The organism is Halosaccharopolyspora lacisalsi (genome assembly GCF_014137975.1).
Taxonomy (GTDB): Bacteria; Actinomycetota; Actinomycetes; order Mycobacteriales; family Pseudonocardiaceae; genus Halosaccharopolyspora; species Halosaccharopolyspora lacisalsi.
This window is the reverse complement of record NZ_JACGWZ010000002.1, coordinates 164793-177459: the sequence shown is the minus strand read 5'-3', so window position 1 is coordinate 177459 and position 12667 is coordinate 164793. Positions and strand designations below refer to the sequence as shown.

The following is a 12667-nucleotide window of genomic DNA, read 5'->3' as shown; positions in this document are numbered from 1 at the left end:
TTATCGGACCATTTCCGACAGGAAGCACGGAAACGACCATGAACCGAGCACAGCCGCGGACAGCGGCACCGACAGGAGCCGGATCAGGACGTACGCCCTTCCCGCGACGCGCTTCGGTGACCCTGGCGCTGGCAGCGAGCGCGATCATGACGGCGGGCATGTTCTCGACCGCCAGCGGTGCGCAACTCTCCGAGTCGTCGCTGTACGACGTGATCCCCGCACCAGTGTCCGTCGAACCGGCGAGCGGCGAGCAGTACCGACTGACCGGGCACACCAGCATTCACATCGACAAGCAGGCGTCCTCCGCCAAGCGGGTGGCGAACCGACTGCGGGAGCTGCTGCGACCCGCCACCGGGTTCGCCCTGCCGATCAAGCACGACGCGGCCAAGTACGAGGGTGAAGACGAGACCGGGGGCATCTCGCTACGGCTGGACGGTTCCCGCGCCGAGCTCGGGCGAGCCGGTTACCGACTGCGGATCGACGACGACTCCGTGACAATCCGCGCCACCACCGGTGACGGCTTGTTCAACGGGATGCAGACGCTGCGCCAGCTGTTGCCGGCCACGATCGAAAGCGACAGTGAGCGGTCCGGGCCCTGGACGATCCCCGGTGGGGAGATCACCGACCGGCCCCGCTTCGAACACCGCGCCGCGATGCTCGACGTCGCGCGGCACTTCCACGGCGTCGATTCGGTCAAGCGCTACATCGACCACCTCGCGCTGTACAAGGTCAACTACCTGCACCTGCACCTCAGCGACGACCAGGGCTGGCGCATCCAGATCGACAGCTGGCCCCGGCTGACGACCCACGGGGGCGACACCGAGGTCGGTGGCACGCCCGGCGGGTACTACACCAAGCAGGAGTACGGCGAGATCGTCGACTACGCCGCCGCGCGCAACGTCACCATCGTTCCCGAGATCGACCTGCCCGGCCACACCAACGCCGCGCTGTCCTCCTACGACAAGCTGAACTGCGACGGGACGGCGCCTCCTCCGTACACGGGTATCGAGGTCGGGTTCAGCTCGCTGTGCATCGACGAACCGGTCACCTACCGGTTCGTCGAGGACGTGATCCGCGAGGTCGCCGCCATGACCCCCGGCCCGTACCTGCACATAGGTGGTGACGAGGCGCACTCGACCAGCGAGGCCGACTACAAGAAGTTCATGTCCCGCGTGCTGCCCCTGGTCGAGAAGTACGGCAAGACCGCCGTCGGCTGGAGCGAGTACGCCAAGGCCACTCCCCCGAAGGGCTCGGTGGTGCAGTACTGGCACACCGAGAACTCCGCGCCGGAGATGGTCGAGGCCGCCGCCAACGGGAACAAGATCCTCATGTCCCCGGCGAACAAGGCCTACATCGACATGAAGTACAACGAGGACACCGAGCTCGGGCTGGACTGGGCCGGGTACAGCACCGTCCGGGACTCCTACCGGTGGGATCCCGCGACGTTCCTGCCCGACGTGCCGGACGAGGCGATCCTGGGCGTCGAGGCCCCGATGTGGACCGAGACGCTGGCCAACCTCGACCAGGTCGAGTTCATGGCCTTCCCGCGCCTGCCCGGTATCGCCGAGATCGGCTGGTCCCCGGCGAGCAAGCACGACTGGCAGGCCTATCGTCAGCGACTGGCCGCCCAGGCTCCCCGGTGGGAACAGCTCGGCATCGACTACTACCGGTCCCCTCAGGTGCCCTGGCCCGGAAACTGACCGGGACCGTCCCGAAGGGTGAACGCGTCGTCGTGGCGGTGTGACCGCCACGACGACGCGTTCATCACCCGCCATCGAGTTCGGGACGGCCCGGTCACCGGGCTTCCAGGACCTCCCACCACTCGGCCAGCGTCGAGCGCTCGGCCAGCTCGGCGAAGGTGATCTTCACGCCGCGTTTGCGCCAACGCTCGACGAGGCTCATGATCCGCACCGAGTCCAGACCGAAGTCGACGAGATCCTCGTCATCGGTGAGTTCGGCCGGGTCCTCGTAGAGCAACTCGGCGATCTCGGCTCGCACACCGTCGCGCGTCAACGTCGAATCGTCACTCATTCCTCACCACTGCTCTCGAATCGCGCGGCTCACACCGCGGCGGTGTGTTCGCCCACCAGCTCCGCCAGCACCCGGTTCGCCGAGCGCACCACGGCGCACCGCTTCGCGGCGTAGGACACCGCCATCCTGTGGTCCTGCTCGGAGAAGTCGGCGACGGCATCGGCCACGAAGAAGGCTCGTACTTCCTGCTGGAACGCCTCGGCCGCGGTCATCAGGCAGCCGATGTGGGCGTAGATGCCGGTGATGACGAGCTGGTCCCTGCCCCAGGCCCGCATCATCTCGCGCAACTCGGTGCGTTGGAAGGCGCTGTAGCGCCACTTGGTCAGCACCACGTCCTCCGGACCGGGCGCCAGCTCGCCGATGATGGCTTCCTGGTCCGGATCGGAGACGCCGGGCCCCCACCACTCCAGTTGCAGCCCCCGTTGTTCGGGGGTCTGACCACTCGGCTGAGCGCTGTAGACGACCGGCACCCCGGACGATCTGGCCGCACCGGCCAGTGCGCCGATGTTGGGCACGACCTCGTCGAGCGGCTCGCTGTCCGGGGTGAAGGCATCCACGAAATGCCGCTCCATGTCGTGGACGAGCAGCACGGCCCGGTCCGGTTCGAGCCGCCAGTCGACCCGATCGGCGGGGAGTTCCTCCTGACGTGGCACGGAGTACGGTGCGATTGCGGGAAGCGCCATCATGACCTCTTCGTCGTCGCAGGCCTGTCCTCAGGCCCGTTTCTTTTCCTCGTGGAGGTGAGGAACCAGCTCCCGTTCGATCGCGGCCCGCAGGTCGGCCTTGCTGGTCTTGCCGACACCGGTCCGCGGAAACCGCTCGACGAACTCGACCCGGTCGGGAACCTTGTAGCCGGCCAACCCGCGACGTCGGACGAACCGGATCAACTCGCGCCCCCGGGGCGGGTGGCCTCGCGGGACGACGAAGGCACACGAGCGTTCCCCGAGGTACTCGTCCGGCATGGAGACCACGGCGGCGTCGTGCACGTCCTGGTGCGCCAGCAGGTGGTTCTCGATCTCTTCGGCGGCGACCTTCTCGCCGCCCCGGTTGATCTGGTCCTTGGCTCGGCCCTCGACCACGATGTTGCCCTGCGGGGTCCGTCGCACCACGTCACCGGTGCGGTAGAAGCCCTGCGGGGTGAACACCGCGGCGTTGTGCTCCTCAGCCCGGTAGTAACCGCGGATCGTGTACGGCCCCCGGGTGAGCAGGTGTCCGGTTTCACCGGTGGCGACGGGTCGGTCCTCGTCATCGACGACGAGGACCTCGTCGTCCGGGGAGATGGGCCGGCCCTGGGTGGTGAGGACGACCTCCTCGGGATCGTCCAGCCGGGTGTAGTTGACCAGTCCCTCGGCCATGCCGAAGACCTGTTGCAGGGTCGCGCCGAAGGTCGGGCGCACCCGGCGAGCGACCTCCTCGCTGCACTTGGCACCTCCGATCTGCAACACCCGCAGACTCGACAGGTCTCGCTCTGTCTCCTCGGCGGCGTCCAACCACACCAGCGCCAGGGGCGGGACGGCGGCGGTGAGGGTGACGCGCTCGCGTTCGATCAGCTCGAAGACCTCGTCGGGGCTGGAGCGGCGTGCCAGCACCACTCGCCCACCGGCGTGCAGGACGCCGAACGTGCCCGGCGAACTCATGGGGAAGTTGTGCGCGATCGGCAGCGCACCGAGGTACACCGTGTCGGCGTCCACGCCGCAGATGTCGTTGCTGGCCCGGAAGGAGTAGAGGTAGTCGTCGTGGGTGCGCGGGATCAGCTTCGGCACTCCGGTGCTGCCCCCGGACAGTTGCAGGAAGGCGATGTCTCCGGAGCTCGGCCCGGCGCGATCGGCGACCGGTTCGGCGTGGAGGTCCTCCAGCGCGTGGAAGGGGTGCTCACCGGGGTCACCCGCGATGATCACGTGTGGCGGTTCGGGAACCTTCGCGGTCACCTCGGCGGCCAGCTCGCGGTGGTCGAACCCGGCTTCGGTGTCGGTGGTGATGTAGGCGGTGGCAGCGCTGAACTCGCAGAAGTAACCGACTTCGGTGAGCCGGTGCGAGGGCAGGGCGAACACCGGGACGGCACCGAGGCGAAACAGCGCGAAGCACACCTCGAAGAACTCCGCGATGTTGGGCAGCTGCACCACCACGCGGTCCTGGTACTCGACCCCCAGTTCACGCAGTCCGGCCGTCAACCGGTCCGCACGAGCGTCCAGCTCGCGATAACTGATCCGCCGCCGGTCGTCGACGAGGGCGATGCGCTCGCCGTGCTCCTCGGCACCGCGGCGCAGCAACTCGCCGAAGGTTTCCCCGCGCCAGTACCCGGCCTGCCGGTAATACCGCGCGAACTCCTCCGGCCAGGTGGGACATCCCGATAACATCTCTTTTCCCCTCGTCCTCAGGGCTCCTTCGACAAGCGGCGAAGCCGCTTTCCTCCACGCACGCGGTCGGAACCGAGTCAGATCCGGTGCTGCCAGCCCATCGCCGCCAGGGCCGTTCGAAACTTCGCGGAGGTCTCGGCGAGCTCGGCGGCGGGATCGGAGCCGTCGACGATGCCGGCCCCCGCGAACAGCCGCAGCGAGTTGTCCTCGACCTCGCCGCAGCGAATGGCCACCACCCACTCGCCGTCCCCGGCCGCGTCGCACCACCCGACCATTCCGGTGTAGTACCCGCGCTCGAACGGTTCGACCTCGGCGATGGCGCTGCCCGCAGCCCTCACGGGCGCGCCGCACACGGCGGGAGTGGGGTGCAGGGCGGTCGCGAGGTGCAGGGAGGAGGTTCGCTGGTCCCGCACCGTTCCGGTGATCTCGGTCGACAGATGCCACATGGTCGCGGTGGCCGTCACCGTCGGTTCCGCGGGCACGTGCAGGTCGGAGCACAGCGGGCGCAGTGCCGCGGCGACCGACTCGATCACCACGGAGTGCTCGCGGCGGTCCTTGTCCGAGTTCAGCAGTCGTTGCGCGCGGGCCCGGTCCTCGGTCGGGTCGTCGGAACGTGGCAGCGAGCCCGCCAACGGGTTTGCCCGCACCAGGAACCCGCTGCGGGAAACCAGCAGTTCGGGACTGGCTCCGAGCAACGTGCGCCCGAACCCCGATCCGGGAACGGAAGGGTCACCGGCGCCGTCGGCGTCTCGCCGGGGAAGGTCCACCGCGAACGTGTAGCCACTCGGGTCCCGCAGCGCCAGGTTGCGCAACATGCGCGAGGGGTTGATCGGGTCGGGCGTGGACAGCTCCAGGGAACGTGCCAGTACCGCCTTGTCGAGCTCGCCGTCGCCGATGCGGCGCAGCACGCGTTCGACTCCGCGCTCGTACTCCTCCGGAGGCGGAACGGCACGAACGGCGCAGTCGACCTCCTCCGATTCCGTGGCCGGGGCGAGCACGTCCAGCGGACTCGCGTGGATCACCTCGTCGGGCAGGACGAGGTGGGCGGGCAAGGAGTCGGCGAAGGGCACCGCGCCGACGACCATCGGGTTGCCACGACCGAACCCCTCGGCGTCGCGCAGGAACTCGGCGACGCGGGCGGGCAGGTCCGCCCGGGTTCCGGTCCTGGGCACCGTGGCCTCGGCGCCACGCGCCAGCATGGTCCCTCGCGGCGAGGACAGGAAGAACGAAGAGCCGGGCTCGTAGGCCTGTAACAACCGGGCGGCCTCGTCGGTGGCTACGAGGGTGTCGAGGCCGGTGGGATCGCTGTCGATCGTCATGTGTGCCTTTCGTGGGGCGAAGAGGATGGATCGTCACGACGGGCTTTCGTCCGGGAGGACCGGCCTCTGAGTTCAGGCGCGCAGCGTGGTGCCGCCGTCGACGTAGAGGTCGTGCATGGTGACGTGCTTGGCTCGATCGGAGACCAGAAACATCACGGCGTCGGCGATGTCGTCGGCGGTGGCGAGCCTGTTCAGGGGAATTCCCGCCTTGTAGGTCTCGAGCGAGCCGGTGATGACCGCCTCCGCACCGTCGTCGTCCGCCCACAGGTCGCGCTGCATCTCGGTGTCGGTGGGGCCGGGGGAGACGACGTTGCAGCGGATGCCGTGCTCGGCGAGTTCGAGCCCGAGGGACTTGGTGAACAAGGTCGCCGCGGCCTTGGACGCCGCGTAGGAGGCCATGCCGTAGCGCGGTACGCCGGCGGCGTTGGAACCCACCGTGACGATCGAGCCGCGCTTCCGGGGGATCATCCGTTGCGAAACCGCACGGCACGTGTGGAACACGCCGTCGGTGTTGACCGCGAAGGTGTCCCTCCAGTCGTCGTCACCGAGCTCGTCCACCTTGCCGGGACGTAGCACCCCGGCGACGTTGACGAGGATGTCGACCGGGCCGAGGTCCCGTTCCACCCTCGCCACCGCCTCCTCGACCGCCTCGGAATCGGCGACGTCGACGACGTGGGTCGCGTCCTCCCCCGAGCGGACGTCGAGTCCCGCGACGGTGGCGCCGCCGCCCCGGAGGGACCTCGTCACGGCGGCGCCGATCCCCTGAGCGGCTCCCGTCACCAGTGCGATCCGGCCGTTGATCCCCGTCGGCTCCATGTCGTCCCTTCCTGCCGTTGACCACCGTGCCCACCGGCCACCACCAGGACGGGAGGCGCCTGACCCCGGCCTGACCGGCCTCGGGCACGGTCAGCAGCCACGAGCGGCGGTCACGGTCACCGGTACGGATCTTCGCGACCGCCCGTGGGCTTGGTTAGGCTAACCTATGTTGACCGTGCCGGGACAGCCCGAAGGGGACAGACGGGCACATGTCACACCGACATCCGGACCAGGAAGCTTCGAAAACGCCTCAGCTCTGCAGCGCCTTCTTCATGACCTTTCCCATCTCGTTGCGCGGCAGCTCCGTGAGGACACGAACGACACGCGGACGCTTGTGCGGAGTGAGCAGTCCGGCGACGTGCTCGGCGAGGGCGTCCTCGTCGACCTGCTCTTCCGCGGCGGGCACCACCCACGCCACGATGCGTTCGCCGAGGTCCGGATCCTGCTCCCCGGTCACGGCGACCTCGGCCACTGCCGGATGCTCCAGCAGCACGTTCTCGATCTCGCCGGCCCCGATCTTGTAACCGCCGCTCTTGATGATGTCGGTGGCTCGGCGACCCACGATGCGGATGTAGCCGTCGGCGGCCCTGGTCGCCACGTCACCGGTGCGGAACCAGCCGTCGAGGAAGGCCTCGGCGGTGGCGTCCGGACGGTTGAGGTACTCGGTGAACAGGTTCGAGCCACGGACGAGGATCTCGCCGACGGTCTCGTCATCACTGACCGTGATCTCCTGGTCCTGTTCGTCGACGAGCTTGAGCTCCACGCCGTCGAAGGGCGGGCCCACGTACCCGGGCCTGCGATCTCCCGAGGCCCGCACCCCGCAGTTCATGATCGTTTCGCTCATGCCGTAGCGCTCGACGACCCGCTGACCGGTCAGGCGCGTGATTCGCTGGTGCTCGACGGCGGGAAGCGGCGCCGACCCCGAGACGAGCAACCGTGCCCCGCCCACCGATTCCGCGATGTCCGGCTGCTGCTCGGCGTCCTCGGCGAGCCGGTGGTACATGGTGGGGACCCCGAACAGCATCGTGGCGGAACCGGCGAGTTCGTCGGCCACGGCCCGCGAGGAGAACTTCCCGAGATGACGCACGCTGCCGCCCAGCCGCAACGGTCCGAGCGTGCCGAGAATCAGGCCGTGCACGTGGAACAGCGGCAGCGCGTGCACGAGCACGTCCCGGTGCGTCCACTCCCACGCACGAGCCACCGCGTCGAGATTCGTCCGGATCGCCCGACGCGACAGCACCACCCCCTTCGGCGGCCCGGTGGTCCCCGAGGTGTAGACGATCAGTGCCGCGTCCTCCTCCGGGGGCTCCTCCGGCAGCTCACCACCCCGAGCCTCGAGGTCGACGTGGTGGACCGGAATCCCGTCGAGTGCTTCCGGCGCGGGGAAGTCCGAGGCGGCCAGGACGAGTTCGGGGGAGCTGTCGGCGACGATGTGAGCGAGCTCGCGCCGACCCAGCTTCGGATTGAGCGGCACCACCGCCGCACCGGCCGCCAGTGCCCCGACCACGGCGGCGCAGGTCTCCGGGCAGGCAGTGCCCCACACCGCCACGCACCGCGCCGAACCGATGCGCTCGGCCAGGTTCGCGGTGACTCCGGCGAGATCGGTGTAGCTCAACACGCGCTCGTCGAACCGGATCGCCTCGGTCTCCCCCGGATCCCGCAACCCCGGGAACAACGACTGCCGTTCGGAAACCATGCTCACGTACGCCTCCTCGATCAACACCGCGGGTAGCCGGAACGACCACCACCCGAGCAACCACATCACCACCCGAGGTGGCCGCACAACCACACCGGCGACCGGGTGAGCACACCCCGGTACCGTTGGAGCGTTCCCGTCCGCGCCCCCTGGAGTCCTTTCGATGCTCGTGCGCACCCGGCCACCACGTCCGGGGCGAGGCGGATGAGGGGCTGGCTGCTGACCACGGCGGGCACGGCCGCGCTGGGGAGCGTGTTCCCCCTGGTCAATATCGAGCTCTACCTGATCGGCGCGGTCTCCGCGGTGAACGGCGTGCCGTGGTGGGCACTGGCGCTGGCCGCCACGGTGGGGCAGCTGGCGGGCAAGACCCTGCTCTACTTCGCTGGGCGCGGCAGTCTCACCCTCGGACGGCGCATGAGCCGGATGACCGCGGTCGGCAGTGACAGTCGCTGGGCGAAGTGGATGTGGAGGTTCCAGCACCGCGCCGAACGGCAACCGTGGTGGGCGCTGATGGTCCTGTTCGTCGGCGCGGTCGCCAGCCTGCCACCGTTCACCGTGATGTGCTTCGCCGTGGGTGCCGCCGGGATCGGTGCCCTCGGTTTCCTGGGAGTGAGCTTCCTCGGCCGCACCATCCACTTCCTGATCGTGGCGGGCGCCCCCGAACTGATACGTCACCTGCCGCTGTTCGGTTAGACCGACCGTGTTCGGGCCACCGCGCATAGCCACCGCCACTGTTGGGCATCCCCGGACAGCAGTGTCTGTCATTTGCCGGAGGTTATTCATGGCTTCCCAAAGCCGTCGCGACGCCAAGGACGAACAACTCGACCAGGTGCGCAAGGATCCCCAGGACACCAACCTCACCACCCAGCAGGGCGTGAAGATCGACCACACCGACGACGCCCTCACCGCCGGGGAACGCGGCCCCACGCTGCTGGAGGACTTCCACACCCGCGAGAAGATCACTCATTTCGACCACGAACGCATCCCGGAACGGGTTGTGCACGCTCGGGGATCCGGTGCCTACGGTCAGTTCCAGCCCTACAGCGGGTGGCTGTCGGACTACACCGCCGCGCGGTTCCTGACCGACCCGCAGGAGCAGACCCCGGTGTTCGTGCGGTTCTCCACCGTGCAGGGCTCCAAGGGGTCCAACGACACCGTGCGCGACGTGCGGGGTTTCGCCACCAAGTTCTACACCAGCCAAGGCAACTACGATCTCGTCGGCAACAACATGCCGGCGTTCTTCATCCAGGACGGGATCAAGTTCCCCGACTTCGTGCACGCGGTGAAGCCTGAACCCGACACGGGGATCCCGCAGGGCGCCTCGGCGCACGACACGCTCTGGGACTTCGTGCAGCTCCAGCCCGAGACGATGCACATGATGATGTGGCTGATGTCGGATCGCGCGATCCCCCGCAGCTACCGGATGATGCAGGGCTTCGGCGTCCACACCTTCCGGCTCGTCAACGCCGAGGGCAGGGGCACGTTCGTGAAGTTCCACTGGAAGCCCATGCTCGGCACCCACTCGTTGGTCTGGGACGAGACCCAGAAGATCGCGGGCAAGAACTCCGACTACAACCGGCAGGACCTGTGGGAGAACATCGCCAACGGCGACTACCCGGAATGGGAGCTGGGCGTGCAGCTGGTCGACGAGTCCCGCGAGCACGACTTCGACTTCGACCTGCTCGACGCCACCAAGATCATCCCCGAGGAGGAGGTGCCGGTCCAGCCGGTGGGCAAGCTGACGCTCAACCGCAATCCGGACAACTTCTTCGCCGAGACCGAGCAGGTCGCCTTCCACACGGCCAACGTCGTGCCGGGCATCGACTTCACCAACGACCCCCTGCTGCAGGCGCGCAACTTCTCCTACCTCGACACGCAGCTGATCCGCCTGGGCGGGCCGAACTTCTCCTACCTGCCGGTGAACCGCGCCATCAGCGACATCTCCACCCATCAGCGCGACGGTTTCCAACAGAACCGGGTGCACACCAGCAAGGCGACGTACCACAAGAACAGCCTCTCCGGAGGATGCCCCGCGATGGCCGATGACCAGGATGTCTTCCGGCACTACCAGGAAAAGGTCGAGGGGGCCAAGATCAGCAAGCGCAGCGAGAGCTTCAAGGACCACTACAGTCAGGCCACCCTGTTCTGGAACAGCATGGCCCACTGGGAGAAGGACCACATCATCTCCGCGTTCCGCTTCGAGCTGGGCAAGGTCGAGCACACCCACATCCGCGAGGGAGTGGTCGAACACCTCAACCACGTCGACCACGACCTGGCCGTGGCGGTCGCCGAAGGCGTCGGGGTCACACCTCCCAGCACGGCCGCGCGGAGCAACCACGGCAAGAGCTCACCGGCGTTGAGCCAGGAGAACTCGGTCAAGGACACCATCGCCACCCGCCAGGTGGCCGTGCTCGTCGCCGACGGGGTCGACTCCGGCGAGGTGGAGCAGATCAAGCAGGAACTGACCGACCGCGGGGCGGTGCCCCAGGTCCTGAGCCTGCGGGACGGCTCGGTGCGGGCCAGCAGCTCCGGGCACGTGCAGGTCGACGCGCGCATCGACACCCTGGCTTCGGTGGTGTTCGACGCGGTCGTCGTCCCGGGCACCGGCGAAAGCGTGCAGAACCTCTCCGCCGACGGCTACAGCGTGCACTTCGTCACCGAGGCCTACAAGCACTTCAAGCCGGTGGCCGCCAGCCAGGAGGGCGTGGCGATGCTCCAGCGGGCCGGGGTCAACGGAGTGCGGCACGCCGATGACTCGCAATCGGTCGCCAACGACCACGGCGTCATCACGGCCGTGAGCAACGAGGGCTCGTTGCCCTCGGAGTTCTTCGAGGAGTTCGCCTCGACGCTGGCCGGTCACCGCGTGTGGGACCGGGACACCAGCCACGTCCCCGCATGAGCGAATCAGGGCGCAGTTCACCGTTCTCCCACATGACGGGAAAGGTGAACATGCGCCCTGTTTCCGCGTACGGTGCTCCTTCGTGAGTGTGTTGCGAACGATCCCCGTCGAGGACGTCCTCGACCGGGGCCAACGAGCGGGACTGAAGCGTCGACTCTCCGGCAGGGATCTGACCGGCTGGGGAATCGGAATCATCATCGGCTCCGGTATCTTCACGCTCACCGGTGTCGAGGCCAAGGACCACGCGGGGCCCGGCGTGGTCATATCGTTCCTCATCGGCGCTGTCGTGGCCGGGCTCGCCGCGCTGTGCTACGCCGAACTCGCCTCGGCCGTGCCGACGGCGGGTAGCGCCTACACCTACGCCTACGCCACGCTGGGCGAGATCTTCGCCTGGATCATCGGGTGGGACCTGCTGCTGGAGTTCGCCCTCGGCGCCTCGGTGGTCTCCCGAAGTTGGTCGGGTTACGTGGCCAGTCTGCTCGGACTGCCGGAGCAGTGGTTCGGGGAGGACTCCACGGTCAACATCGGAGCGATGCTGATCATCGCGGTGCTCGCCGCCGTGGCCGTGGCCGGCATCCGGGAGTCCTCGTGGGTCACCAACACACTGGTGATCCTCAAGGTCTCGGTGTGCGTCCTGGTCGTCGTGGCCGGCCTGTTCTTCTTCAACGCCGCCTACCTCGACCCGTTCATCCCGCCGGCCCAACCCGCCGAGGTCAGCGCGGACGCCACCCAGCAGCCCCTCCTCTCGGCGCTGCTGGGCTGGAAGCAGTCCGTATACGGGTTCGGCGGAGTGCTCACAGCCGCGGCCATCGTCTTCTTCGGCTACACCGGGTTCGAATCGCTGGCCAACATGGGCGAGGAGACCAAGAATCCCCGGCGGGACCTTCCCGTGGGCCTGTTGGGCAGCCTGGCGGTGTGCAGCGTGCTGTACGTGGCGGTGTCCTTCGTGCTGACCTCCATGGTCGACTACCGCGACATCAACGTCGCCGCACCGCTGTCGGCGGCGTTCACCGACGTCGGGGCGCACTGGATCGCCGCCCTCGTCGGCTTCGGCGCCGTGCTGGGACTGACCTCGGTGATGATGGTCGAACTGGTCACCATCGGCCGGATCGGTTTCGCCATGAGCCGCGACGGGCTGCTGCCCCGCAAGCTCTCCCAGGTGCACCCCCGCTGGGGCACGCCGCACCGGGTGACCCTCCTCGGAGCCGGCCTCATCATGCTGATCGCCGGGTTCGTCCCGATCACCGAGCTGGCGGACATGGTCAGCATCGGGGCGCTGTCCGGTTTCTTCATCGTCGCGCTGGCCGTGCCGGTGCTGCGCCACCGCAAGCCGAACCTCAACCGTCCCTTCCGGGTGCCGCTGTCGCCGTGGCTGCCGATCCTCACCGCACTGGCCTGCCTCTACCTGATGATGAACCTCAACGTCCTGACCTGGATCCGTTTCGGGGTGTGGCTGCTGCTGGGACTGGCGATCTACGTCGGCTACGGACGCCGCAACTCCCGGCTGTCCTCCCGGACCACCAGCCCCACCGAGGCGGAGTGACGTCGA

Annotated in this window: 10 protein-coding genes; 4 read left to right on the top strand and 6 right to left on the bottom strand. The window is 68.2% G+C overall.

The window, feature by feature from the left end; translation table 11 throughout:
* Nucleotides 1–38: 38 nt before the first annotated feature.
* Nucleotides 39–1700: a beta-N-acetylhexosaminidase gene (locus FHX42_RS08560; RefSeq protein ID WP_328795985.1), complete on the top strand. Its 1662-nt coding sequence runs from the start codon at nucleotides 39–41 to the stop codon at nucleotides 1698–1700.
* Between the two features lie 94 nt (nucleotides 1701–1794).
* Here the strand turns inward: FHX42_RS08560 and FHX42_RS08555 are convergent, their stop codons facing one another.
* The 6 genes from FHX42_RS08555 to FHX42_RS08530 form a co-directional block, all read right to left on the bottom strand.
* On the bottom strand, nucleotides 1795–2031 hold the full coding sequence (locus FHX42_RS08555; RefSeq protein ID WP_182543712.1) for a phosphopantetheine-binding protein: 237 nt from the start codon (nucleotides 2029–2031) through the stop codon (nucleotides 1795–1797).
* Between the two features lie 29 nt (nucleotides 2032–2060).
* Nucleotides 2061–2714, bottom strand: coding sequence for an isochorismatase family protein (locus FHX42_RS08550; RefSeq protein WP_182543711.1), 654 nt, complete (start codon nucleotides 2712–2714; stop codon nucleotides 2061–2063).
* Between the two features lie 30 nt (nucleotides 2715–2744).
* Nucleotides 2745–4388 (bottom strand): (2,3-dihydroxybenzoyl)adenylate synthase, encoded by a 1644-nt coding sequence (locus tag FHX42_RS08545; RefSeq protein ID WP_182543710.1) that lies wholly within the window; start codon nucleotides 4386–4388, stop codon nucleotides 2745–2747.
* A 77-nt stretch (nucleotides 4389–4465) separates the two neighbouring features.
* A complete protein-coding gene (dhbC, locus tag FHX42_RS08540) occupies nucleotides 4466–5707 on the bottom strand; it encodes an isochorismate synthase DhbC (RefSeq protein WP_182543709.1) in 1242 nt (413 codons plus the stop codon).
* 72 nt (nucleotides 5708–5779) lie between these two features.
* Nucleotides 5780–6523, bottom strand: coding sequence for a 2,3-dihydro-2,3-dihydroxybenzoate dehydrogenase (locus FHX42_RS08535; protein ID WP_182543708.1), 744 nt, complete (start codon nucleotides 6521–6523; stop codon nucleotides 5780–5782).
* Nucleotides 6524–6773: 250 nt separating this feature from the next.
* The gene (locus FHX42_RS08530) at nucleotides 6774–8219 is read right to left on the bottom strand and encodes an acyl-CoA synthetase (protein ID WP_182544209.1); all 1446 of its coding nucleotides are present in this window, start codon (nucleotides 8217–8219) and stop codon (nucleotides 6774–6776) included.
* A gap of 204 nt (nucleotides 8220–8423) precedes the next feature.
* Here FHX42_RS08530 and FHX42_RS08525 point away from each other — a divergent pair, with 204 nt between their 5' ends.
* From FHX42_RS08525 to FHX42_RS08515, 3 genes are all read left to right on the top strand, one after another.
* A complete protein-coding gene (locus tag FHX42_RS08525; RefSeq protein WP_182543707.1) occupies nucleotides 8424–8912 on the top strand; it encodes a VTT domain-containing protein in 489 nt (162 codons plus the stop codon).
* An 88-nt stretch (nucleotides 8913–9000) separates the two neighbouring features.
* Nucleotides 9001–11118 (top strand): catalase, encoded by a 2118-nt coding sequence (locus FHX42_RS08520; RefSeq protein ID WP_182543706.1) that lies wholly within the window; start codon nucleotides 9001–9003, stop codon nucleotides 11116–11118.
* Between the two features lie 82 nt (nucleotides 11119–11200).
* Entirely contained in the window at nucleotides 11201–12661 is a 1461-nt protein-coding gene (locus FHX42_RS08515; RefSeq protein WP_182543705.1) for an amino acid permease, read from the top strand.
* The last annotated feature ends 6 nt before the right edge of the window (nucleotides 12662–12667 follow it).